Below are 24888 nucleotides of genomic sequence, written 5' to 3'. Positions count from 1 at the left end.
GCCGGTCACGGTTCGGCGAGGCGGCGGCGGCGCACCAGGGCGATGAAGAACGGCGCGCCGAGGAACGCGGCCACGATGCCCACGTCGATCTCCTGCGGGCGCGCGACGACGCGTCCGGCGATGTCGGCGGCGAGCAGCAGGCAGGGGGCCAGGACCGCGGTCAGCGGCAGCAGCCACCGCTGGTCCGGCCCGGTGAGCGCGCGCACGGCGTGCGGGACGACCAGCCCGACGAACAGGATCGGGCCGGCGACCGCGACGGCCGCGCCGGTGAGCAGGACGACCGCCGCGACGCCCTGCACGCGGATCAGCCGGAGCCGCCGGCCGAGCGAGGCGGCGACGTCGTCGCCGAGGGCGAGGTTGTTGAGCGCGGGCGCGAGGGCCAGCGCGAGGAGGCCGCCGGTCGCCAGGAACGGCAGCACCTGCAGGAGCGTCGAGGTGTCCTGGCCGGTCAGCGAGCCGGACGACCAGAACCGGTACCGGTTGAGGACCTGCGGGTCGACCAGGGAGACGCCGCGCGTGATCGACTCCAGCATGAAGGTGACGGCGATCCCGGCGAGCGCCAGCTTGATCGGGGTCTGCCCGCCGCGGCCGAGGCCGCTGAGCACGTAGACGGCGGCGCTCGCGGCCAGGGCTCCGCCGAACGCGAACCAGACGTAGCCGTAGAAGGACGAGACGCCCGCCACGCCGATGGAGAGCATGAGGGCGAAGGCGGCCCCGGCGCTGACGCCGAGCAGGCCGGGATCGGCGAGCGGGTTGCGGGTGAGGGCCTGCATGACCGCGCCGCCCACGCCGAGCGCGGCCCCGGCGAGCACGCCGAGCAGGGTGCGGGGGACGCGCACGTCCCAGACGATGGCGCCGACCTCGCCGTCGTGCGGCCCGGTGAGTGCGGAGAGGACCTGGCCGAGCGGGATCTGCCGGCTGCCCACCGCCAGCGAGAGGAGGCAGAGGAGGAGCAGCAGGGCGGTCATGGCGGCGAGCACCACGGGCCGCCGGACGCGAGGGCGCCCCGCCGGTATTCCGGGCGGGAGGTCGTCCGCGGGCGGCGCCGGAGCCGTTTTCGCGAGGACGGGCGGCCGGATCTCTTCCGTCACGTGATCACAACCTGTCGGGGGCGGCGGTCCGCGTCATCGGGTGGGGCATACCTTATCGGGATCGGTGGGCCTTGTGATTAGGTAAGGCTTACCTTAGTATCACACCGGCGCCGGGTGATTTCGAGTTCTCCGCATGCGCGGTGCCTCCCGACAATCGAATCCGAAGGGCAGCCGATGTCCCCCACATCGCTTTCGACGGCCGCTCCGCCGTCGGCCAGGAAGATCACGCTGGCGGTTTTCGCCGTACTGCTCCTGATGGCCGGCCTCGCGGCCTGCGGCGGCGGGGAGAAGAAGGGCGACGGGGATACTCCCGCCGGCCAGGCCGGATTCCCGGTGCGCATCGAGCACAGGTACGGGACGACCGAGATCAAGTCCCCGCCTCGGCGCGTGGTGACCGTCGGCATGACCGACCAGGACGCGGTTCTGGCGCTCGGCGTCAAGCCCGTGGGCGTCGTGGAGTTCTCCGGTCTCGGCATGGAGATCGGCGAATTCCCGTGGAGCTCGGCCCGATGGGGCGGCACCGCGCCGACCGTCGTCGGGCAGCGGGAGGACTTCGAATTCGAGAAGATCGTGAAGCTGAACCCGGACCTGATCATCGGTCTTTACACCGGGATGAAGAAGGAGCAGTACAGCAAGCTCTCCCAGATCGCCCCGACCGTGGCCCAGTCCGCGAAACACCCCGATTACGCGATGCCGTGGAAGGACATGACGCTGGTCACCGGGCAGGCGCTCGGCAAGGAGGCCGAGGCGAGGCGGCTCATCGCCGACGTCGACCGCCGATTCGGCGACGCCCGGCAGAAGAATCCGCGACTCGCGGGAAAGACCTTCGCGATCGCCGATCCTTTCAAACCGGGCCAGTACGCCGTTTTCGGCCCGTCCGACCCGAAGGTGGAGTTCCTGAAGGGCCTCGGCCTGGCCGTGCCGGGCCCGATCTCCGAGGCGACCGGCAAGGAGCAGGCCGCCGTGATCGGCTCCGAGCGCCTCGACCTGCTGGAAGTGGACCACCTCGTCTTCCTCACCTCCGTCCCGGACGCCCAGAAGGTCGTCGAGGGCGACAAGGTCTACACCGGCCTCAAGGTGGCCAGGGAGAAGCGCAGCGTGTTCGTGCCGTACACGCCGACCGGCGCGGCGATCTCCTTCAACACCGTGCTCAGCATCCCCTTCGCCATCGACCGGACGGTGCCCCTTCTGACCAGGACGGGCTGACCGCCCCCTCGGCGCTGAACGATGGGACATGGGGGACCGGGCCGCCCCGACGCAGGCCCGGTCCCGGACGGTGACCAGGCGGATTCGGCCATCGCGGAGGTGCGGTTGTGACCCAGGAGAACCCCGCTGTCGGACAGGACGTGCCCCTCTCACCGGCGGAGCGGCACCGGATGCTCGTCGAGTGGAACGACACGGAATGCGCGGTGCCCCCGGCGACCTGGCCCGCGATGTTCGCCGAGCGGGTCCGCGAGGCCCCGGACGCGGTCGCGCTCGTCTTCGAGACGACCGAACTCACCTACGCCGAGGTCGACGCGGCCGCGAACCGGCTCGCGCACGTCCTGGTCGGGCGGGGCGCCGGCCCCGAGCGGATCGTGGCCCTCGCGCTGCCCCGCTCCCCGGAACTGATCATCGCCGAGATCGCCGTCCTCAAGGCGGGCGGGGCCTACCTCCCGCTCGACACCGACCACCCCGCCGAGCGCCTCGCGTTCATGCTGGCCGACGCGCGGCCGGTGTGCCTGCTCACCACGGCCGCCCTGGCGGGCTCCGTGCCCGACGCCGAGGGCACGGCCCGCCTGCTGCTCGACGACCCGGACGTCGCCGCCGACGCCGCCGCGCGGCCCGCCACGGCCCCCGAGATCGCGCTCGACGTGCGGAACGCCGCGTACGTCATCTACACCTCCGGCTCCACCGGACGCCCCAAGGGCGTCGTGGTCACGCACTCCGGCGTCGCCAAGCTCGTCGCCACGCAGTCCGAGCGGCTCGGCGTCGGGCGGCACAGCCGCGTCCTGCAGTTCGCCTCGCCCGGCTTCGACGTCGCCTTCTGGGACCTGTGCCTCGGCCTGCTCTCGGGCGGGCGGCTGGTGGTCGTCCCGTCCGAGCGCCGGATCCCGGGCCCGGAACTGACGGAGTACGCCCGCGAGCACGGCGCGAACTTCATGATCCTCCCGCCGGCGCTGCTCGCCACGCTGCCGCCGGAGTGCGCGCTGCCCGAGGGCGCGACGCTGCTCGCCGGGACCGAGCGCGTCGCCGCCGAACTGGTCAACCGCTGGTCGCCCGGCCGGCACATGTTCAACGCCTACGGACCGACCGAGGCCACGGTCAACTCGACGCTCGGCGCCTGCCCGCCGGAGCTGCCGCCGGGCTCCACGGTGCCGATCGGCGTCCCCGACCCCGGTACCCGCGCCTACGTCCTGGACGACGCGCTCCGGCCCGTCCGCCCGGGCGTCACCGGCGAGCTGTACCTCGCCGGATCCGGCCTGGCCCGCGGCTACCTCGGGCGTCCCGGCCTCACCGCCGAGCGGTTCGTCGCCGACCCGTTCGGGGAGCCGGGCGGCCGGCTGTACCGCACCGGCGACGTGGTGCGGTGGCTACCGGACGGCCGCCTGGAGTTCGTCGGGCGCGCCGACGATCAGGTGAAGATCCGCGGCTTCCGGGTCGAGCCCGGCGAGATCGAGGCCGTCATCGGCGGCCACCCGTCCGTCGCGCGGACGGCCGTCACCGTCCGCGAGGACCGGCCCGGCGACCGGCGCCTCGTCGCCTACGTCGTGCCCGCCGCGGGCGGGGGCGAGCGCGACGAGCGGCGCGAGCGGGACCAGGTCGGCGAGTGGAAGCGCCTGCACGAGCTCCTCTACACGGCGGTCAGGGCCGAGGACGCCGGGCTGAAGGAGAGCTTCACCGGCTGGAACAGCATGTACGACGGCACGCCGATCCCGCTGGAGGAGATGCGGGAGTGGCGGGACGCGACGATCGACCGGATCATGGAACTGCGGCCCCGCCGCGTCCTGGAGATCGGCGTCGGCAGCGGCCTGATCCTCGCGCGGGTCGCGCCGCACTGCGAGTCGTACTGGGGCACCGACCTGTCCGAGGAGGCGATCGAGGGCCTGCGCCGCCAGATCGGCGTCATCGCCGGGCTCGCGGACACGGTCGAGCTGCGCGCGCAGCCCGCGCACGACTTCACCGGCCTGCCCGAGGGGCACTTCGACACCGTCGTCCTCAACTCGGTCGCGCAGTACTTCCCGTCCGCCGGCTACCTCGCCCAGGTGCTGCGGTCGGCGGCGGGCCTGCTCGCCCCGGGCGGCAGCGTCTTCGTCGGCGACGTGCGCGACCTGCGGCTGCTGCCCTGCCTGCGGGCGGCCGTCGAGCTGCGCCGTCACCCGGGCGGCCCGGACCCGTCCGAGCTGCCCGCGCTGCGCGCGGCGGTCGAGCAGGCGGTCCGCTGGGAGGGCGAGCTGCTGCTCGACCCCGGCTTCTTCACCGACCTGGCCCGCACCGCCGAGGGCATCGGCGCGGCGGACGTGCGCATCAAGCGCGCCCGCCACCACAACGAGCTGAGCCGCTACCGCTACGACGTGGTCCTGCGCACCGGACCGCCGGGCGCACCGCGGCAGGCGCCCACCCTCGCATGGGGCACGGACCTCGACGGCCCGGCGGCGCTGGCGGAGCGGCTGTCCGCGCGCCCGCCGCTGCTGCGCGTCAACGGCGTGCCGAACGCCCGGCTGACCGGCGACCTCGACGCGCTCCGGACGCTGTGGCCGCAGGACCCGGCTCCGGGCGCGCCCATGGACCCGGAGGACTTCTGGGACCTCGGCGCGGAATCCGGTCACGAGGTCGCCGCCACATGGTCGGCGTCAGCGCCGGACGGCTCGATCGACGTCGTGTTCGCCGCCCCGGGCGTGGACCCAGGGCCGCTGTACCGGCCGGACGACGACGGGGCAGCGGCCCCGTACGCCAACACGCCGTCGGGGTTCCGCGACGTGAGCGCCCTGACGCACGCGCTGCGCGCCCACGTCCGGAGCAGGCTGCCCGCCCACATGGTGCCCGCCGCGTTCGTGCCGCTCGGCGAGCTCCCGCTCCTGCCCAGCGGCAAACTCGACCGCGCCGCCCTCCCAGCCCCCGACTACCGGGCGTCGGCGTCCCCCCGCCGGCCCCGGGCGGCGGACGAGGCCCCCCGTCCCGGCGACGCCGAGCTGCGGAGCCGCGAGGACCTGCTGCGCGGCGTGTACGCCGAGGTGCTCGGCGTGCCGGACGTCGGCGTCCGGGACGACTTCATCGAGCTGGGCGGCGACAGCATCCTCGCCATCCAGGTCCTCATCAAGGCGCGGGCGGCGGGGCTGCGCCTGACCGCCGGGGACGTCTTCCGGAACCGGACCGTCGCCGGCCTCGCGGCGGTGGCGTCGTCCGGCACGCGGGACGCGCCGCGGGGCGGCGGGGAACCCCTCGTGCGGCTGGGAGAGGCGGACATCGCCCGCCTCTCGGGCCCCGCGGGCGAACCGGACGAGGTCCTCCCGCTCACCCCCCTCCAAGAGGGCTTCTTCTTCCACTCGCTGGTGGACGAGCCGTCCGGCAATGTCTACGTCGTCCAGCACGTCATCGACCTGAGCGGCCCCGTCGACGGGACGGCCCTGCGCCGCGCCGTCCAGGCCGTCGTCGACCGGCACGCCCCGCTTCGCGCCGGGATCGCGCGGCTGGACGACGGCCGCATCGTCCAGTTCGTCCCGGCCGGGCGGGTCGCGATCCCGTGGCGGGAGGTCGATCTCGGCGGCCTCGGCGAGGACGAGCGGGCCGCGCGCGCGGCCGCCGTCGCCGCCGAGGAGAACGCGCGGGGCTTCGACCTCGAGCGCCCGCCGCTGCTGCGCTGCACGCTCGTCCGGCACGGCGCGGACCGGCACCAGCTGGTCCTGATGTTCCACCACATCGTGGCGGACGGCTGGTCCGTCCAGGTGATGCTGCGCGAACTGCTCGCGTTCTACAAGGCGTCGCCCGACATCGCTCCCGTCACGCCCTACCGCGACTACCTCGCCTGGCTGGCGGGGCGTGACGCCGGCGCCGGGCCGGCCGCCTGGCGGCGCGTCCTGGACGACCTCGACGGCCCGACCCGCCTGGCCGACGTCCTGCCGGCCGCTTCCGGGGACGCGGGGGGCCGGCGCCGCGCCGACGTCCGGCTTGAGCTCTCCGAGGAGATCACGGGCAGGCTCGCCGAGCGCGCCCGGCGACACGGCCTCACCCTCGGCACCATCGTCCAGGGCGCTTGGGGCGTGCTCCTCGGCCGCATGACCGGCCGCGCCGACGTCACGTTCGGCACCGCGGTCTCCGGGCGCGGCGCGGACGTGCCCGGCATCGAGTCGATGGTCGGCATGTTCGTGAACACGCTGCCGGTGCGGATGCGGTGGCGCCCGGCGCAGCCCCTCATCGCGGCGCTCGGCGGCCTGCAGGACGAGCAGTCGTCCCTGCTCGACCACCAGTACCTCGGCCTCGCCCGGATCCAGCGGCTCGCCGGGACCGGCGACCTTTTCGACACCCTCGTCGTCCTGGAGAACTACCCCGAGGAGCACGACCTGCGCGACCCCTCGGGCACCGTCGCGATCACGGGCGTCGACTTCACCAACGTCGAGCAGTACCCCCTCGCCCTGGTCGCCCTGCCCGGCCGGAGGCTGGCGCTGCGGATCGACCACGACCTCGCGCGGATCGGCACCGCCGACGCCGAGCGCATCGCCGCGCGGCTCACCGGCGTCCTCACCGTGATCGCGACGGACCCCGACCGGCCCGTCGCGCGGGTCGAGCCCCCGGCTCCGGACGAGGGGGAGCGCGCCGCCCTCGCCGGGGAGCCCGTCGTCCCGGCCGCGCCCACGCTGCACGCCATGATCGCCGCGCGCGCCGCCGCGGCCCCGGACGCGACCGCCGTGATCGGCGCGGACGACCCGGCGACCACGCTCACCTACGCGGAGCTGGACGGACGGGCGCGCGCCCTCGCACGGCGCCTGCGCGCGGGCGGGACACGGCCGGGCGACATCGTCGGGGTCGCGGTGCCGCGCTCCATCGACCTGGTCGCCGCCCTCCTCGGTACGCTCCAGGCGGGTGCCGCCTACCTCCCGCTCGACGTGGACCTGCCGGCCGAGCGGCTGGCGTACATGCTCGGCGACTCGGGCGTCCGCACCGTCCTCACGACGCGGGAGGCGGCGGGACGGCTCCCGGCGGCCGACGGCGTCGCGCGCCTGATCCTGGACGAGGACGGCCCCGAGGACGAGACGCCCCTCGAACCGGGCGCCGGGCCGGACCACCCCGCCTACCTGATCTACACCTCCGGGTCGACGGGCCGCCCCAAGGGCGTGCTCGTCCCGCACCGCGCCATCGTCTCCCAGCTCTCCTGGCTGCGGGAACGGTTCCCCCTGGACGACGGCGACCGCGTCCTGCAGCAGCTGTCGGCGAGCTTCGACGCCTCGCTGCTGGAGCTGTTCTGGCCGCTGACCGCCGGTGCCGGGATCGTCCTGACCCGGCCGGGCGGCCGGCGCGACGCCGTCCACCTGGCGGACCGGATCCGCGAGCACCGGGTGACCACGCTCGCCATGGTGCCGTCCCTGCTGCGCGCCTTCCTGGAGGCCGCCGAGGACGCGGGCGACCTCGCGCCCCTCCGCGGCCTGCGCCGCGTCTTCAGCGGCGGCGAGGCCCTGACCGGCGGCTTCGCCGCCCGCTGGAGCGAGGCGACCGGCGTCCCGATCCACAATGTGTACGGGCCGACCGAGACGGCGGTCCAGGTGGCGTACCAGGCGCACGGGGAGGCCCCCGGCACCGCGCCGGTCCCGATCGGCGGACCGGTCGGCGGCACCCGCCTGTACGTCCTGGACGCCGCGCTGCGCCCGGTGCCCCCCGGCGCGGCGGGCGAGCTGTACGTCGCCGGGGCGCAGCTCGCGCACGGCTACCACGGGCGCCCCGGCCCGTCCGCCGAGCGGTTCGTCGCCGACCCGTTCGGCGAGCCCGGGGAGCGCATGTACCGCACCGGCGACCTGGTCCGCCGCGGACCCGCGCACCTGGTGTACCTCGGCCGCGCCGACCGGCAGGTGAAGGTGCGCGGCCACCGGATCGAACTCGGCGAGGTCGAGGCGGCGATCGCCGCGGAGCCGGGCGTCCGGCGCGCCGCCGTGGTCGACCGGCACGGCGGTCCCGGCGGCACCCGCCTGGACGCCTACGTGGTGCCCGCACCGGGTGCCCGCCCGGACGCGGAGGAACTGCGGGAGAGGCTGGCCGCGAGGCTGCCGGAGCCGATGGTCCCCGCGCACGTCGCCGTCCTGGACGAGCTGCCGCTCACCCCGGGCGGCAAGGTCGACCGGGGAGCCCTGCCCGCGCCCGCCGCCGAGCCGCGGGAGGCCCGCACGCCGCGGACCGAGCGCGAGCGGCTGTTCTGCGAGATCTTCGCCGACGTCCTGGAGACGGACGAGGTCGGGATCGACGACGACTTCTTCGTGCTCGGCGGCGACAGCGTCCTGTCGATCGTCCTGTCCGGCCGGGCGCACCGCTCCGGGCTGTCCATCGGCCCGCAGGAGGTCTTCGAGCACCGCACCCCCGCAGCCCTCGCCGCCGCGGCCGGGACCGCCGGGCCCCGCGCGCCCGGACCGGACGGCGCCGCGCCGCTCGTCGCGCTCACCGACGCGGAGCGGGACCGGCTCGCGCGGGTCGGCCCGCTGCCGGTCGAGGAGGTCTGGCCGCTGTCACCGCTCCAGGAGGGGCTGTACTTCCATTCCAGCTACGACACCGCCGCCCTGGACGTCTACACGGCCCAGGTCGCGTTCGACTTCCCGTACCGGGTCGACGCCGTCCGGCTGCGCGCCGCGTGCGCGGCGGTCATGTCCCGCCACACCGCGCTGCGCGCCGGGTTCACGGCCGAGGGGCTCCGGCGCCCCGTGCAGTTCATCGCGGCCGGCCCCGAGCCGCCGCTGGAGGAGATCGACCTCTCCGCGCTCGACGCGGACGCCCGGAACGCGGCCGTCGACCGGATCCTGGCGGAGGACCGCGGGAACCGGTTCGACCTGGCCCGCCCGCCGCTGTTCCGCCTCCTGCTGATCCGCTTCGGCGACGGCACCGACCGGCTCGTCATCACCCACCACCTGATCCTGTGGGACGGATGGTCGGCGTGGCTGTTCTTCGAGCAGCTCATCGCCCTGTACGAGCGGCGCGGCGACGCGTCCGGGCTGCCCGCGCCCGGCTCCTACCGCGACTACCTGGCCTGGCTCGACGGGCAGGACGCGGAGCGCGCCGCGGCGGCCTGGCGGGACGCCCTCGCCGGCCTGGCGGAGCCGACCCTGACCGGCCCGCCCGACCGGGCCCTCGCGCCGGTGATCCCCGAGCGCCGCCGCGCGGAGCTGCCCGTGCCGCTCACCGAGCGGCTGTACGGGGCGGTGCGCCGGCACGGCCTGACGCCGAACACGGTGTTCAGCGCCGCGTGGGCGCTCGCGCTGTCCAACGCCACGGGACACGGCGACGTGGTCTTCGGCACGGCGGTGGCGGGGCGCCCCGGCGACGTCCCCCACGTGGAGAGCGTCATCGGGATGTTCCTCAACACGGTGCCCGTCCGGGTCGTCCTGGACCCGCGCGAGTCCGTTCCGGACCTGCTGAGGCGGATGCAGCGCGAGCGGGTGGCGCTCATGCCGTACGACCACCTCGGCCTGGGCGACATCCAGCGGGCGGCCGGCCACGCCCGCCTCTTCGACACCCTGTACGTGCTGCAGAACCTCGGCGACGAGGACGACATGGCCGCGCTGCAGCGGCGGCACGGCATCACCGAGTCGGAGGGCCTGGACGCCACCCACTACCCGGTCACGTTCGTCGTCACGCCCGGCACGCCCGTGCGGATGAAACTGGACCACCGGCCCGATGTGATCGGCGGCGCGTTCGCCGAGGCGCTGCTGCGCCGCTTCGCGTCCGCCGTCGAAGGACTGGTCGCCGGCCTGGACGCCGAGACCTCCCGCGTCGGCGCGCTCGACCTGGCCGGCCCGGCGGAGCGGGCGGCCCTCGCCGCCGAGTGGGACTCCGCCCGCCGTCCCGTGCCGGACGAGACCGTCTCGGAGATGCTCGCCGCGCAGGCGGCCCGCACCCCGGACGCGACCGCCGTCGTCGCGAAGGAGGGCGCCCTCAGCTACGCGCGGCTCGACGCGCGCGTCAACCGGCTCGCCCGGCTGCTGCTGGCGAACGGCGCCGGGCCCGAGCGGGTCGTCGCGCTAGCGCTGCCGCGCACGGCCGACATGGTCGCCGCCCTGTTCGCCGTGCTGCGCACCGGCGCGGCGTACCTGCCGCTGGAGCTGGACCACCCGGCCGAGCGGCTGGCGCACATGCTCGCCGACGCCGAGCCGGTCTGCGTCCTGACGACGACGGAGGTGGCGGTGTCCGTCCTGCCGGACGGGCCGGGCCGCATCGCCCTCGACGACCCCCGTGTCGCGGCGGAGGTCGACGCCCTGCCCGGCGGCGCCGTCACCGACGCCGAACCGCCGGGGTTCGAGCGGGGCCGCCCGGACCGGCTGGAGCACCCGGCGTACATCATCTATACCTCCGGCTCCACCGGCCGGCCCAAGGGCGTCGTCACGCCCTACCGGGGCCTGACCAACATGCAGCTGAACCACCGTCGGGCGATCTTCGAACCGGCGATCCGGGCGGCGTCCGCGGAACGGCTGCGGATCGCGCACACCGTGTCGTTCGCCTTCGACATGTCCTGGGAGGAGCTGCTCTGGCTCGTCGAGGGCCACGAGGTGCACATCTGCGACGAGGAGCTGCGCCGCGACGCCGAGGCGCTGGTCGCGTACTGCGACCGGAACCGCGTGGACGTCGTCAACGTCACCCCGACGTACGCGCACCACCTGTTCGAGGAGGGCCTCCTCGAACAGGGCGCCGGACGGCACCGGCCGGCGCTCGTCCTGCTCGGCGGCGAGGCGGTGACCGAGACGGTCTGGTCCCGGCTGCGGGACACCGGCGGCACGACCGGCTACAACCTGTACGGGCCGACCGAGTACACGATCAACGCGCTCGGCGGCGGGACGGGCGACAGCGCCGCCCCGACCGTCGGCCGCCCGATCCGCAACACCCGCGCGTACATCCTGGACGCGGCGCTGCGGCCCGTCCCGGACGGGGCGCCCGGCGAGCTCTACCTCGCGGGCACCGGGCTGGCGCGCGGCTACCACCGCGGCGCCGCCCTCACCGCGGAGCGGTTCGTCGCCGACCCGTTCGGCCCGCCCGGCGGCCGCATGTACAGGACGGGCGACCTGGTGCGCCGCGGCCCCGGCCGGAACATCGACTTCCTCGGCCGCACCGACGACCAGGTGAAGATCCGCGGGTACCGGGTGGAGCCCGCCGAGATCGGCGCCGCGCTGGAGGAGCACCCGGCGGTCGCGCACGCCGCCGTCGTCGCGGACGCCTCCGGGCCGGGCGGGGTGAAGCGCCTGGTCGGCTACGTGGTCCCGGAACCCTGGCCGGGGGACGTCGCCGCGTTCACGGCCGCGCTGCGCGCGCATCTGAAGGCGCGGCTGCCGGACTACATGGTCCCCGCGGTGCTGATGCCGGTGGAGCGGCTGCCGCTGACCGTCAACGGCAAGCTGGACGTGGCGGCGCTGCCCGCGCCGGAGGTCACGGCCGCGGCGGAGAGCCGCCCGCCGCGCACGCCCGCCGAGGAGGTGCTGTGCGGCCTGTTCGCCGAGCTGCTCGGCGTCGAGAGCGTCGGGATCGACGACCACTTCTTCGACCTCGGCGGCCACTCGCTGCTGGCGACGCGGCTGATCGGCCGCGCCCGGACCGCGCTGGGGGCGGAGCTGGCGATCCGCGACCTCTTCGAGGCGCCGACCGTGGCGGAGCTGGCCGGGCGCGCGACGGCCGCCGCCGGCGGACGTCCCCCGCTCGCGGCGCGCGCGGACCGGCCCCCGGAGCCGCCGCTGTCGCACGCGCAGCGGCGGCTGTGGATGATCGAGCAGCTGTCGCCGTCGGCCGCGTACAACTTCCCGCTGGTGATGCGGCTGCGCGGCGCGCTCGACACCGGCGCGTTCGAGGCCGCGCTGACCGACGTGATGGGACGGCACGAGGTGCTGCGCACGCTCATCGCCGAACGCGACGGGCGGCCGTTCCAGAGGGTCGTCCCGGCGGCGGAGGCGCGCCCTGACGTCCGGGTCGTCGGGGCCTCCGAGGCGCACCTGGACGCGGTGCTGGCGGACGCCCTCGGGCGGCGGTTCGACCTGGCGGAGGAGCCGCCGCTGCGCGCGACGATCGTCCGGCTCGGCGAGGACGAGCACGTCGTGGCCCTCCTGCTGCACCACATCGCCACCGACGAGTGGTCGGACGGCCCGTTCCTGCGCGACCTGTCCACCGCCTACGCCGCCCGTCTGGAGGGGGCCGCCCCGCACTGGGGACCGCTGCCCGTCCAGTACGTGGACTACACGCTCTGGCAGCACGACCTGCTCGGCGACCGGGACGCCCCTCAGAGCCCGGCCGCGCGCCAGCTCGCCTTCTGGCGGGAGACCCTGGCGGGGGCGCCGGAGCGGCTGGAACTGCCCGCCGACCGCCCGCATCCGGCGCGTCCGAGCGTGTCCGGCGGCGAGCTGGCCGTGGAGTTCGACCCGGTCGACTGCGCGGCCCTGCGGCGGATCGCGCAGGGCGCCGGAGCCAGCGTGTTCATGGTGTGCCACGCCGCCGTCGCCGCGCTGCTGCACCGCCTCGGCGCCGGCGACGACCTCCCGCTCGGCGCGCCGGTCTCCGGCCGCACCGACGGAGCGCTGGACGACCTGGTCGGCTTCTTCGTCAACACGCTGGTGCTGCGGACCGACGTGTCCGGCGACCCGACGTTCGCGGAGCTGGTCGCGCGGGTCCGGGAGACGGACCTGGCGGCGTTCTCCCACCAGGACGTGCCGTTCGAGGCCGTCGTGGAGGAGCTGAACCCGGTCCGCTCGCCCGACCGCAACCCGCTGTTCCAGGTCATGGTCGGCTACCGCAACCGCGCCGGCGGCGGTGTCGGGCTCCCGGGGCTTGAGGTGCGCCCGCAGGAGGTCCAGGCGCGGACGGCGAAGTTCGATCTCGTGTTCGCCTTCACGGAGGACGCGGAGACGGGCCGGATCTCATGCGTCCTGGAGTACCGCTCCGACCTGTTCGACCGTGCGACGGTCGCCGCGCTGGGGGAGCGGCTGTCGAACCTCGTCGGCGCCGTCACCGCCGACCCGGAGCTGCGCGTCGGCGACATCGACGTCCTCACGGGGGAGGAGCGCGATCTCGTCCTGACCGGCTTCAACCGCACCGACCGCGAGGTGGCCGAGGAGACCCTCACCGGGATGTTCGCGCGGCACGCGGCCGAGCGCCCGGACGCCGTCGCGGTCGTCGACGGCCGCCGCGCCCTCACCTACGCCGAGCTCGACGCGCTGGCGGACCGCATGGCGCGGCTGCTCGCCCGCCACGGCGCGGGGCCCGAGAGCGTCGTCGGCGTCGCGGTGCCGCGCTCGGCGGAGATGGTCGCGGTGATGCTCGGCGCGAACAGGCTGGGCGCCGCGTTCCTGCCGCTCGACCTCGCGCACCCCGCCGACCGGCTCGCCTACATGCTCGGCGACGCGAAGGCCGCGGCCGTCGTCGTATCCGAGCAGGTCGCCGGGAAGGTGCCGGAGGTCGACGGGGTGCGGACCGTGGTGCTGGACGGCCCTTCCGGCGGCGATCCGGAGGGGGAGGGGCCGGATCACCGGCCGGATTCGCCCGCCCTGTCCGGTCCCGCGCTCGACCAGGCCGCGTACGTGATCTACACGTCCGGCTCCACCGGCCGGCCGAAGGGCGTCGTGGTCCCGCACGAGGGCATCGGGAGCCTGGTCGCGACCGCCGTCGACCGGATGGGCCTGACCTCCGACAGCCGTGTCCTGCAGTTCGCGTCCATCGGCTTCGACGTGACGGTCTTCGAGCTGGCCATGGCGCTCTGCCACGGCGGCCGCCTCGTCCTCGTCCCCGACGAAGCGCGCGTGCCCGGCCCTGAGCTGACCGGTTTCATGCACGAGCAGGGCGTCACGCACGCGATCCTGCCGCCCTCACTGGTCGCCGCGCTGCCCGCCGGGTGCGCGCCTCCGGCGGGCGCGACCGTGCTGGTGGGAACCGAGACCGTGCCGCCGGACGTGATCGCGCGCTGGGCCGGGCACCTGCGCCTGCTGGCGGCCTACGGGCTGACGGAGGCGACGGTGAACTCGACCCTGTGGGCGGCCGAGCCCGGCTGGTCGGGGGCGGTGCCGATCGGCGTGCCCGACCCCAACACCCGCGCGTACGTGCTGGACGAACGGCTGCGGCCGGTGCCGCCCGGTGTCGCCGGCGAGCTGTACATCGCCGGACGCGGTCTCGCGCGCGGCTACCTGGGCCGCCCGGGGCTGTCCGCCGAGCGGTTCGTCGCGTGCCCGTTCGGCCCGCCCGGCGCGCGCATGTACCGGACGGGCGACCGCGCCCGCTGGAGCGCCCGGGGGCTGCTCGGCTTCCTCGGCCGCTCGGACGACCAGGTCAAGGTCCGCGGGTTCCGGATCGAGCCGGGCGAGGTCGCCGGGGCGCTGACCCGGCATCCGGGCGTCCGGCAGGCGGCCGTGGTCGCCGACCGGAGCGGCCCGGACACGAGGCTCATCGGGTACGCGGTCCCCGAACCGGGCGCCGCTCCGCTCGTCCCGGCGGAACTGCGGACCCACGTCGGCTCGCTGCTGCCCGAGTACATGGTCCCGGCGGCCGTGGTGGTGCTCGACGGCCCGCTGCCGCTCACCCCCAACGGCAAGCTCGACCGCGGCGCGCTGCCCGTGCCCGACCGGGGGTCGATGACCGGGTCCGCCCGGCCCGCCACCGCGCGGCAGCGGGTCCTCTCCGAACTGTTCGCGGAGGTTCTCGGCCTGCCGGAGGTCGGTGTGCACGACGGCTTCTTCGAGCTGGGCGGGCACTCCATGTCGGCGATGCGCCTCGTCGGCCGCGTCCGCGCCGTCCTGGACGCGGGGGTCTCCCTGCGCGACGTGTTCGACGCGCCCACGGTCGCGGCGCTCGCGGAACGCCTCGACGGGACGGACGCGTCCGGCGGCGGGCCGCGCCTGACCGTCGCCGCCGGGCGCCCGGAGACGGTGCCGCTGGCGCCGCCCCAGGAATGGCAGTGGGCCCGCCGCTCGCGGGACACGGGCTACGACTCGGCGATGGTGCTGCGGTCACCGGACGGGTTCGACGCGCCGGCGCTCGCGGTCGCGCTCTCCGATGTGGCCGGACGCCACGAACCGCTCCGCACCTGCTTCACCGAGCGCGGCCCCGGACCGGCCGAGCCGGTCCTGGAGCACGTCGCGGTCGCCGATCTGGACCGGGCCGTCCGGGATCTGGCGCGGGAACCGGCCGGTGCGGCGGGCCGCCCGCCGCTGCGCGCCCGCCTGCTCACCGACCCGGGCGGCGCCCAGGCGCTGCTGCTGACGGCGCACCACATCGGTGTGGACGAATGGTCGACCGTGCCGCTGAGCCGCGACTTCGCCACCGCGTACGCGGCGCGGCGGCGGGGGCGGGAACCCGGCTGGCGGCCGCTCCCGGTCTCCTACACCGACTACACGCTGTGGGCCCACCGCGTCCTCGGCGAGGTCGGCGGGGAGCAGCTCGCCTACTGGCGCGAGGCGCTCGCCGGGATGCCGCCCCGCATCCACCTGCCGTGGGACCGGCCGTCCGGCGCGCGCGGGGGGCCGGCGGAGCACGTCGAGTTCCGGATCGACGCCGGCCTGCACCGGGCGCTCGGCGCCCTCGCGGGGGCCGGGACGAGCCTGTTCATGGTCCTCCAGGCGGCTTTCGCCACGCTGCTCACCCGGCACGGCGCGGGCACCGACGTGCCGATCGCCTCCCCGGTCGCGGGCCGCGCCGACGAGCGGCTCAACGGCCTCGTCGGCTGCTTCTCCAACCTCGTCGTGCTGCGCACCGGCACCGCCGGGGACCCCGCCTTCACCGAGCTGCTCGCCCGGGTCCGGGAGACCGGCCTGGCGGCGCTCGACCGGCAGGACGTCCCGTTCGCCCGGGTCGCGGACGCGCTCGGCCTCGCCGCGCCGCAGGTGATGCTGATCCAGCACGAGCAGGCGCGCCTGTCGGACGTCCCGGGTCTCGGCGCGGCGTTCGAGCCCGTCCCGGCCGGGGCGCCCCCCGCCGAGCTGGCGCTCGGCTACTACGAACCGCCAGGCCCCGGCGCCGTGGACTGCGTCGTGCGCTACGACCCGGGCCTGTTCGACCGGGCGACGGTCCAGGGCCTGGCGGACGAACTGCTCGACATCCTGAGGAGGAACGCCCGATGAGCACCAACCCGTTCGAGGACCCCGACGGCCGCTTCCTCGTCCTGGTGAACGCGGAGGGCCAGCACTCGCTGTGGCCGTCGTTCGCCGAGGTGCCGGCCGGGTGGGACACCGCCTTCGGCGAGGACTCCCGCGACGCGTGCCTGGCCTACATCGAGGAGAACTGGACCGACATGCGCCCCCGCAGCCTGGCGGAGGCCATGGACTCCGGCGCCTAGAGGTCGTCCCGGCGGCCGTCCGACCAGGCGCGCCAGAGCTCGGCGTAGCGGCCGCCCGCCTCGACCAGCTCCCGGTGGGGGCCGCTCTCGACGACCCGTCCGGCGTCGAGGGTGATGATCCGGTCGGCGGTCGCCGCCTGGGTGAGCCGGTGCGCGACGATCAGGGCCGTCCGGCCCTCGGCCGCCGCGTCCGCGGCGGACTCCAGCTCGCGCGCGCCGGCGCTCCCGGCCTCCGCCGTCGCCTCGTCCAGCACCACCACCGGGGGGTCGGCCAGGACGAGGCGGGCGAGCGCGAGCTGCTGGGCCTGCGCGGCGGTGAGCCGGTGCCCGCTCTCGCCGACCACTGTGTCCAGGCCCTGGGGGAGCGCCCGTGCCCATCGCAGGGCGCCCACCCGCTCCAGCGCCTCGCGCAGCTCCTCGTCCGTCGCCTCCGGGCGGGCGAGCCGCAGGTCGTCGGCCAGGGGGCCGGTGAAGACGTGCACCTCCTGCGTCACCAGCGCGACGCGGCGGCCGCTGCCGGCGGCATCGTCCGGCCGGGGCTCCGCGCCGCCGACGGTGAGGGTGCCCGTGTCCGGGGCGTGGATGCCCGCGATCAGCCGGGCGAGGGTCGTCTTGCCCGCGCCGCTCGCTCCGACGAGCGCCACCCGCTCCTTCTCCGCGATGTGCAGGTCGATGTCGTGCAGGACCGGGTGGCCGGGCCGGTAGGAGTACCCGACGCCCTCGACGCGGATCGTCCCGTCCCGTGCGGGTTCCGCCGGTCTCTCGGACGGGACCGGCGCCGTGTCCGCCACGCCGATCAGGCGGGCGAGGCCGGCGAGGGCGCTCTGCGCGTCGTCCACCAGGCCGAGCGCGACGTTGATCGGGCCGAACAGGTTGTGGAAGTACAGGGCGGCGGCGCTGGCGGTGCCGATGCTGACGCTCCCGTTCCGGACGAGGAGGAACCCGGCAGCGAGCACCGCCGCCAGGCCGACGAACTCCGCGAGGTTGAGGCGGGAGTAGAAGCGGGTGACGAGCCGCACGCCCTTCAGGGCCAGCTCCACCGCCGCGAGGGAGCGCCTCCCGACCCGCTCGGCGTGCTCGTCCTCCAGCCGGAACGCCCGCACGGTGGACGCGCCGCCGACCGAGCCGAGCAGCTCCTGCTGCTGCGCCCCGATCGCGACGCGCTGGGCCGCGTACAGCGGGACCGCCCGGCGCACGTACCACCGCACCGTGTGCGCCTGGACGGGCACCGCGAGCAGCGCCACCAGCAGGAACCGCCAGTCGAGGACGGCGAGGGCGACCAGCGTCAGGGCGATGGTCAGCAGCGACCGGCCCAGCGCCGGCACCGCCTCCCGGACCACCGTCGTGATCACGGTGACGTCGTTGGTGACCCGCGACGTCAGGTCGCCCGACCCCGCCCGCTCGACCCGCTCCAGCGGAAGCCGCAGCGCCCGGTCCACGAACCGCTCCCGCAGCGTCGCGAGCATCCCCTCGCCCGCGCGGGCGACCAGTCCCAGCCCGTACGCGGTCGCGACGCCCTGCACCACGGCGATCACCGCGAGCCAGCCGGCGGGCGCGGTGATCGCCGACGCGGGCGCGCCACCGGCGACGAGGTCGATGACGCGGCCCAGGACCGGGGCGGTGAGGAGCCCGGCCGCGGTCGCGGCGACCAGGGTCAGGAAGCCGGCCGCGAGCGTGCGGCGGTGCGGGCGCGCCAGCGCGCGCACGGCGGCGCCGGTGCGGGCCGCCGAGGCCGTCGGCAGCAGCTCCCGCTCGTGGGTGGTCGCCATCGGGAGGTCTCTCTCCTCGTTCACAGGACGGCCGCGCGGTAGGCCGGGTACTCGTGGACCAGCCGCGCGTGGACGCCTTCGGCGGTCACGGCGCCGCCCTCGACCAGCACCACCCGGTCGGCCGCCGCCAGCAGCGCGGGGCCGGTCGCCACGACGATCGTCGTGCGCCCGGCGCGGACGGCGCGCAGCCCCGCCGCGATCCGCGCCTCGGTGACCGCGTCGACCGCGGTGGTCGGGTCGTGCAGCACCAGCACCGGCGCGGCGGCGGCCAGCGCGCGGGCGAGCGCGACGCGCTGCCGCTGCCCGCCGGACAGCGACCGGCCCCGCTCGGTGAGGACGGTTCCGGCGCCGTGCGGCAGATCGGCGGCGACCTCGTCCGCGGAGGCGGCGGCCATCGCGGGCTCCACCGGACGTCCGGCGGCGGGCGCGGCGACGTTCTCCAGCAGAGTGCCCTCGAACAGGTCGGCGTCGTGGTCGGCGACCAGGACCGTCCGCCGGACCTCCGCCGGATCGAGGGCGGAGAGGGGCGTCCCGTCCAGCTCGACCGTGCCCGAATCGGGGTCGGCGGAACGGCCGAGCAGCCGCAGGAGCGCGGTGGCGGCGGCCGGGTCCGTCGTCACGACGCCCAGCATCTCGCCCGGCGCGGCCTCCAGGTTCAGCTTGCGCAGGGCGTCACCGTGAGCGACGTCGACGAGCCGGATCCCGCCGCGCACCGGCCGCGGCGGCCCGCCCTCCCCTCCGGCGACGGCGGGCGGCGCGCCGAGGACGGCGGCGACGCGGGCCGCCGACGCGCGCCCCTGCGCGAACTCGCCGTTGGCCCACGCGAGGATCGACAGCGGCGTCAGCAGGAACTGCGCCAGGCCCACCGCCGCGACGAGCTGGCCGACGGTGATGTCGCCCGAGACGGCCAGCCGCCCGCCGACCAGCGCGACGACCGCGATGAAGGCGCCGGTCACCATCAGCATCACGCCGTCGTGCCACGCCTGCGCGCGGGCCGCCCGCACGGTCGCGGCCAGGGAGTCGCGGCTGGTGCGCCGGTAGCGCTCCACCGCCGCGCGTTCGGCTCCCAGGCCCTTGAGCACCCGCAGTCCGGCGATCAGGTCGGCGGCCACCCCGGAGGCGTGCGCGGCGCGCTCCTGCTCCGCGCCGCTGTGCCGCTCCAGCGGCTTGCCGAGCAGGTGGGCGAGGCCCAGCACGGGCGGGATGCCCAGCAGGACGAGCAGCCCCAGCGGCACCGACACGGCGAGCAGCGCGACGCCGCCCGCCAGCATCCCGGCGAGGGCCGTCGCCCCGGCCGCGAGGGCCACGTGCACGGCGCCGACGCGCTTGGTGTCGCCGGACGCGACGCTCGCGAGCTCGCCCGGCAGCCGCCCGGCCTCCGCGCCGCCCCGCGGATCGAGCGTCCGCCGGGTCAGTTCCATGCGCAGCGCGTGCGCGGCGCGCTCCGAGGCCCGTTCCGCGAGGCGGAAGCAGAACCGGTAACTGAGCGACAGCCCGGTGAAGACGAGGGCCAGCACGATGGTCCACCGGACGAGCGCGGACCCGTCCCCGGTCCTGATCGCCTCGTCGATGACCACGCCGATCACGACGGGCACGAGCACCTCGCCCGTCTGGTGGCCGGCGCCCAGCACGGCGCTGCCCGCCGCGGACCGCCACTGCCCGGCGACCGTCCGCCGCATGACGTCACGACCCCGCACGGGCGTTCCCCTCCCCGGTCACGCAGCAGGTCGAGCACGGCTCCCGGCCCGGCAGCGTCACCCACAGGCAGCAGGTGCGCCGCCGCGGTCCGGGCAGCTCGACCAGGCCGGCCACCGGCTCCCCGACGGCGTCCAGCAGCGCCCGCGCGGCCGCGGCGGGGTCGTCGACGAGGTCGTCGGCGAACCAGATCAGCGGGTCGGCCAGGGCTTCGGCGACCGACCCCCACAGCCCGCGCCGGCCCGCCCGGGTCAGCGCGTGGAGCGCCTCGATGAGGGGCGCGTGCAGGTCGCGAAGGAGCGTCCCGGCGATGACCTCGCCCAGTTCGCCGGTGTCTCCGGTGACGACGCGGAACTCCGTCGCGGCCACCTGCATGCGGGGTTCCTCGGCGATGGTGCGCACCATCGTGGTGTCCGGCGCCGGCACGGGCACCCGCCGGTTGAGCGCCCAGCCCAGCACGGCCGGGAGCGTCGACCAGTAGGAGAAGCTTTTCCACCACAGGGCGGCGGCGACGTGCGCGGGGGCGTCCCACTGCCGCTCGACCGCGCCGACGAGTTCTCCGAGCCGGTCGTGGGGCGGGACGGTCAGCTCACCGACGGCCGCCCACCCGTCCCCCGGAGGCCGGAGGCCGGGGACCGCGCCGAGCGGCATCCCGGTCGCTGCGATGGCCCGCAGGCGCTCGAAGAGGGGTTCCAGGGCCTCCTCGGCGGCCCGCCCGACGATGCCCGCACTGATCCGAGTCGCGTTCACGGCCCCTCCGCGGTCACAAATAAGGCAAGGCTAACCTTAAACGACGGTGCTGCCGAGAGGGCCCGGGCGGCCGTCGCGCCTTGTCGCCCGTACCGGGTGGTGCTATAGCGGAGAGATGGGCCGATCACCGTGGCGGAACAAGGCCGCCCTCGCCGTCGCCGCCGCCGCGATGGCCGTCGCCGTCGCCGTCGCCGTCGCGGGTGCGGTCCTCTGGTGGCCGCGGGGCTCCCGGGCCGGCGGCGGTCCGCCCGGCCTCACCGCCGACGAGCGGCGGAGCCTCGCCACGCTCCGGGTGATCGACGCCGGCCACCCGCTGCTGGCGATGACACTGTACGGCCGCTACGACGCGCTGCGCCCGGTCACGCTCGCCCCGCCCTCCGAGCGTCCGCTGGCCTGCTCGCTGTTCGTCGCGTCGCGGGGGCCGCGCGGCCCGCTGTTCGGCCGTAACTTCGACTGGCTGCGGAGCCCGGCGATACTGGTGACGGCCAGGCCGCCGGACGGCCCGGCCTCCATCGCGCTCGCCGACATCGGCTATCTGGGCATCAGCCGCGAAGAGGCGCTGCGCGCCCCCACCGACGCCGCGGTCCAGCGCAGGCTGCTGCGCGCGGTCGTGCTGCCCTTCGACGGCGTGAACGAGCACGGCCTCGCCGTGGGGCTCGCCCAGGTGCCCGAGGCGCGCCCGCCGCGGGAGGCCGGCCGCCCGCTGGTCGGCAGCGCCCGCATCCAGCGGCTCGTCCTCGACGAGGCGCGCACCGTCGACGAGGCGATCGCGGTCTTCGGCCGGTACGACGTCGAGTTCGAGTCGGACGAACCGCCGCTGCACTACCTCCTCGCGGACGCGTCCGGCCGGTCGGCGGCCGTCGAGTACGTCGACGGCCGCATCAGGATCGACCGGGGCGCGGGCGCCTGGCACGGCATGGTCAACTTCGTCCTCGCCGAGACGGAGGAGGCGGGGCGGCGCGCGGACCGCCGCTACCGCGCGATCTCCGGCCGCCTGCGCGGGACCGGCGGGAGTCTCGGCCCGGACGACGCCATGAGCCTCCTCCAGGCGGTGGCGCAGCCCCACACGCGCTGGTCGGCGGTGTACGAGCTGCGCCAGGGCACCGTCCACCTGACCCTGAACCGCGACTACGGGACGCGCCGCACCTTCTCCCTGAAGCCGGACTAGCGCGTCCGGCCGCCGCTCAGCCGTCCTCGGTGACGCGCACGCCTATCGGGAAATGGTCGGAGAAACCGTCCGTGTTGATCTTTTTCCCCATGCCGCCGAACGGGACGGGCCGGGGATAGGGGCCGGTGTCGAACGTGCCGGGGAACTTCAGGATGCGGACCGATTCGGCGTCGACGCGCAGTGGCGAGTCGTCCCGCGCCATGTTCGCGTTGGCCAGGAACTGGTCCAGCATATTGGGCTGGTCCTGGTAATAGAAACTGCCGTCGGGGGTGCCCATGGCGGGCCACATCAGATTCCACAGCCGCGGGGCGCCGCCCTCGAGCGCCCTGCGCCGCTGGCGGACGCCGAGGGCGTGGGTGACCATGGACGGGTCGAACGGCTCGTCGTTGAAGTCGCCCATCGCCAGGACCGGGGCGTCGGCGCCGGCGGTCTCCAGGACCCGCTGGTGGAAGAAGGCCAGCGTCTCGCCCGCGATGTGCCGGTAGCCGGCGGTCTCGTGCGCGCCCCCGCTGCGGGACGGCCAGTGGTTGCCGAACACCGTCCAAGTACGTCCGCCCCGGGTGCGGAAACCGGCCTGGACGATCTCCCGGGTGGCGGTGCGGCGCATCACGACGTGGAAGAACACCCGGTCGGGCAGGGCCTCCAGCAGCCCGGCGTCGTGCAGGAACGCCACGTCGATGCCGCGGGCGTCACCGGTGTCGGCGTGCACGACGGCGTACCGGCGCTTCGGCAGCAGCTCGTGGACGGCCTCCGCGAGCCGGTCGAGCACGAACCGGTTCTCCACCTCGCAGACGCCGAGCAGGTCGGGGCCGGCGCCGTCGTTCATCCGCGCGATGACCGAGGCCAGCCGGGCGATCTTCCGGTCGCGCAGCTGCGGTGTCCAGCCGGCGATGTCCTTCTTGATCACCCGCGCGACCTTCTCGCTCCGGCGCGGCGAGTTCTCCTCGTCGAAGAGATTCTCCACATTCCACCACGCCACGTAATACGTCGGCATAGCCGCACTCCTGACAGGAGATGTCACCGGACCGGGAAAGAACGGTGCAAGTATTATGTGCCACATCCGTTCCGATGGCGATGTGCGAGCTTATCGGCGAGGTCAAGGGCACCTAGATTTCGAATGACGAATGAGTGGGCCGGCGCGTGTTCGAAGAAGCGGGAGGGCGGTCGACGCCCAGGCGGAGGGCTCTCGGGGCCTGCGGGGCCATGGCGAGCAGTTGCGCGGCCCCTGCCGGGGCTTCGCGCCGATTTGGCCGTGAGTGGTCACAGATAGGGCATTGGGGCGTTTACTGGGGTTACGGTCCTTGAAGTGTGATTCGGGGGCGTGTACGTGTTTCGCTACTGACAAAGGAGTCGTATGCGCATCCTCAGGCGCGGGCGCGCAGCCCTGGCCGGCGCGATGGCGCTGGCCGTGACCGTCCCGCTCGCCGCGGCGGCGCCGGCCGAGGCCGGGACCGGATCCGTGGAGGAGGTCTTCTCCCGTCTGCTGGTCAAGCAGGTCTCCGGCAAGAACGTCGACAAACACCTGAAGGCCCTCCAGGCGATCTCCGACGCGAACGGCGGCAGCCGCGCGGCCGGGACGCCCGGCTATGACGCCTCCCGCGACTACGTGGCGAACAGGCTGCGCCGCGCGGGCTACAAGGTCAGCCTCCAGCCGATCGACTTCGTGAAGTCGTGGAGCGAGAACTCCCAGCCGGTCCTGGCACTGGAGTCACCGAACCAGAAGTCGTACACGGCCGGCACCGACTTCGTCACCTTCCAGCCCTCGCCCGCGGGCGACGTGACCGCGCAGGTGCAGGCCGTGGACCTGACGCTCCCGCCGACACCCGCGCCGACGTCCACCAGCGGCTGCGAGGCGGCGGACTTCGCCGGCTTCGTCTCCGGCCGCATCGCCCTGATCCAGCGCGGCACCTGCCCGTTCACCACGAAGGTGCAGAACGCCAAGGCCGCCGGGGCGACCGGCATCATCATCTTCAACGAGGGCCAGCCCGGACGCACCGACCCGTTCCCGCTCGACATCGGCGAGTGGCGGGCCGGGATCCCCATGGTGTTCGCGAGCTTCGCGGTCGGCAACGAGCTGGCCTCCACGCCGGGCGCGACGGTGCACCTCAAGGTCGACTCCAACCTCGTGCTCGGCACCAACCACAACGTCATCGCCGAGAGCCGCCGGGGCAACCCGGACAACGTCGTGATGATCGGCGCCCACCTCGACAGCGTGACCGAGGGGCCGGGCATCAACGACAACGGCTCCGGCAGCGCGGCGATCCTCGAGACCGCGCTGCAGATGAGCGCGTACCCGGTGCGCAACAAGGTGCGGTTCGCGTTCTGGGCCGCCGAGGAGATCGGGCTGCTCGGCTCTGACCAGTACGTCGCCGCCCTGTCCGCCGCGGAGCGCGACCGGATCCGGCTGTACCTGAACTTCGACATGGTCGCCTCGCCGAACTACGCCTACAAGCTCTACGACGGCGACGACTCCGACGGCGTCGGCTCGCCGGCCGGCCCGCCCGGCTCCGCGCAGATCGAGAAGCAGCTCGAGCGCTTCTTCGACCGCCGCGGCCTCGGGCATGTGGGGACCGACTTCGACGGACGCTCCGACTATGGCCCGTTCATCGCGGTCGGCATCCCGTCCGGCGGCATCTTCACCGGCGCCGAGGGCATCAAGACGCCCGAGGAGGCCGCGCTGTTCGGCGGTACCGCCGGTGTCGCCTACGACATCTGCTACCACCAGGCCTGCGACACCATCACCAACGTCAACCGGACGGCACTGGACGTCAACGCGGACGCGATCGCCGACTCCGTCGCGCGCTACGCGTTCAGCCTTCGATCGATCCCGGCCCGCACCCGCGCGGCGATGCTGAGCGGCGGGTTCGCCGGCTCCGGCGCGGCCGCCTGATCACCGTCCCGCCGGGGCTGGGGCTCCCACCCCCGGCGGGACGGCATGACCGGCTC

The 24888-nt window shown here is 75.2% G+C and carries 10 protein-coding genes; 5 read left to right on the top strand and 5 right to left on the bottom strand.

The window, feature by feature from the left end; genetic code table 11:
• Nucleotides 1-5: 5 nt before the first annotated feature.
• The gene (locus IE99_RS0117735) at nucleotides 6-1091 is read right to left on the bottom strand and encodes a FecCD family ABC transporter permease (RefSeq protein WP_245623246.1); all 1086 of its coding nucleotides are present in this window, start codon (nucleotides 1089-1091) and stop codon (nucleotides 6-8) included.
• Between the two features lie 174 nt (nucleotides 1092-1265).
• Between IE99_RS0117735 and IE99_RS0117730 the strand changes: the two genes are divergently transcribed.
• From IE99_RS0117730 to IE99_RS0117720, 3 genes are all read left to right on the top strand, one after another.
• Nucleotides 1266-2297 carry an iron-siderophore ABC transporter substrate-binding protein gene (locus tag IE99_RS0117730; RefSeq protein ID WP_051712662.1) on the top strand — a complete coding sequence of 344 codons (1032 nt, stop codon included), beginning with the start codon at nucleotides 1266-1268 and terminating at the stop codon, nucleotides 2295-2297.
• A 107-nt stretch (nucleotides 2298-2404) separates the two neighbouring features.
• Entirely contained in the window at nucleotides 2405-16345 is a 13941-nt protein-coding gene (locus IE99_RS0117725) for a non-ribosomal peptide synthetase (protein WP_051712660.1), read from the top strand.
• Entirely contained in the window at nucleotides 16342-16560 is a 219-nt protein-coding gene (locus IE99_RS0117720) for an MbtH family protein (RefSeq protein WP_030171572.1), read from the top strand. The genes IE99_RS0117725 and IE99_RS0117720 overlap by 4 nt, the downstream gene beginning before the upstream one ends.
• Here IE99_RS0117720 and IE99_RS0117715 read toward each other — a convergent pair.
• Genes IE99_RS0117715 through IE99_RS0117705 form a run of 3 tightly spaced genes read right to left on the bottom strand, consistent with a single transcriptional unit; the run spans nucleotide 16557 to nucleotide 20774 of the window.
• Nucleotides 16557-18329 carry an ABC transporter ATP-binding protein gene (locus IE99_RS0117715; RefSeq protein ID WP_030171568.1) on the bottom strand — a complete coding sequence of 591 codons (1773 nt, stop codon included), beginning with the start codon at nucleotides 18327-18329 and terminating at the stop codon, nucleotides 16557-16559. The genes IE99_RS0117720 and IE99_RS0117715 overlap by 4 nt on opposite strands.
• Nucleotides 18330-18349: 20 nt before the next feature.
• Nucleotides 18350-20026, bottom strand: coding sequence for an ABC transporter transmembrane domain-containing protein (locus tag IE99_RS0117710; RefSeq protein ID WP_245623245.1), 1677 nt, complete (start codon nucleotides 20024-20026; stop codon nucleotides 18350-18352).
• Complete coding sequence (locus IE99_RS0117705; protein ID WP_030171562.1) at nucleotides 20013-20774, bottom strand: (2Fe-2S)-binding protein; 762 nt, start codon at nucleotides 20772-20774, stop codon at nucleotides 20013-20015. The genes IE99_RS0117710 and IE99_RS0117705 overlap by 14 nt, the downstream gene beginning before the upstream one ends.
• 115 nt (nucleotides 20775-20889) lie before the next feature.
• Between IE99_RS0117705 and IE99_RS0117700 the strand changes: the two genes are divergently transcribed.
• Entirely contained in the window at nucleotides 20890-21942 is a 1053-nt protein-coding gene (locus tag IE99_RS0117700) for a carcinine hydrolase/isopenicillin-N N-acyltransferase family protein (protein WP_051712659.1), read from the top strand.
• A gap of 16 nt (nucleotides 21943-21958) precedes the next feature.
• On the opposite strand, the gene IE99_RS0117695 is transcribed toward IE99_RS0117700, so the two are convergent.
• On the bottom strand, nucleotides 21959-22936 hold the full coding sequence (locus IE99_RS0117695; RefSeq protein WP_030171556.1) for an endonuclease/exonuclease/phosphatase family protein: 978 nt from the start codon (nucleotides 22934-22936) through the stop codon (nucleotides 21959-21961).
• Nucleotides 22937-23296: 360 nt separating this feature from the next.
• Here IE99_RS0117695 and IE99_RS33430 point away from each other — a divergent pair, with 360 nt between their 5' ends.
• The gene (locus IE99_RS33430; protein ID WP_030171553.1) at nucleotides 23297-24832 is read left to right on the top strand and encodes a M28 family peptidase; all 1536 of its coding nucleotides are present in this window, start codon (nucleotides 23297-23299) and stop codon (nucleotides 24830-24832) included.
• The last annotated feature ends 56 nt before the right edge of the window (nucleotides 24833-24888 follow it).

The sequence above is a fragment of the Spirillospora albida genome (assembly GCF_000718255.1).
Taxonomy (GTDB): Bacteria; Actinomycetota; Actinomycetes; order Streptosporangiales; family Streptosporangiaceae; genus Spirillospora; species Spirillospora albida.
Note: the sequence above shows the minus strand (reverse complement) of the source record. Positions and strands in the feature narration are given on the sequence as shown.

What these genes read in the sequence shown, in the direction of transcription:
- IE99_RS0117730 (WP_051712662.1), top strand. Translation starts at nt 1,266, where the DNA reads ATGTCCCCCACATCGCTTTCGACGGCCGCTCCGCCGTCGGCCAGGAAG.
- IE99_RS0117720 (WP_030171572.1), top strand. Translation starts at nt 16,342, where the DNA reads ATGAGCACCAACCCGTTCGAGGACCCCGACGGCCGCTTCCTCGTCCTG.
- IE99_RS0117715 (WP_030171568.1), bottom strand. Translation starts at nt 18,329, where the DNA reads ATGGCGACCACCCACGAGCGGGAGCTGCTGCCGACGGCCTCGGCGGCC.
- IE99_RS0117700 (WP_051712659.1), top strand. Translation starts at nt 20,890, where the DNA reads ATGGGCCGATCACCGTGGCGGAACAAGGCCGCCCTCGCCGTCGCCGCC.
- IE99_RS0117695 (WP_030171556.1), bottom strand. Translation starts at nt 22,936, where the DNA reads ATGCCGACGTATTACGTGGCGTGGTGGAATGTGGAGAATCTCTTCGAC.
- IE99_RS33430 (WP_030171553.1), top strand. Translation starts at nt 23,297, where the DNA reads ATGCGCATCCTCAGGCGCGGGCGCGCAGCCCTGGCCGGCGCGATGGCG.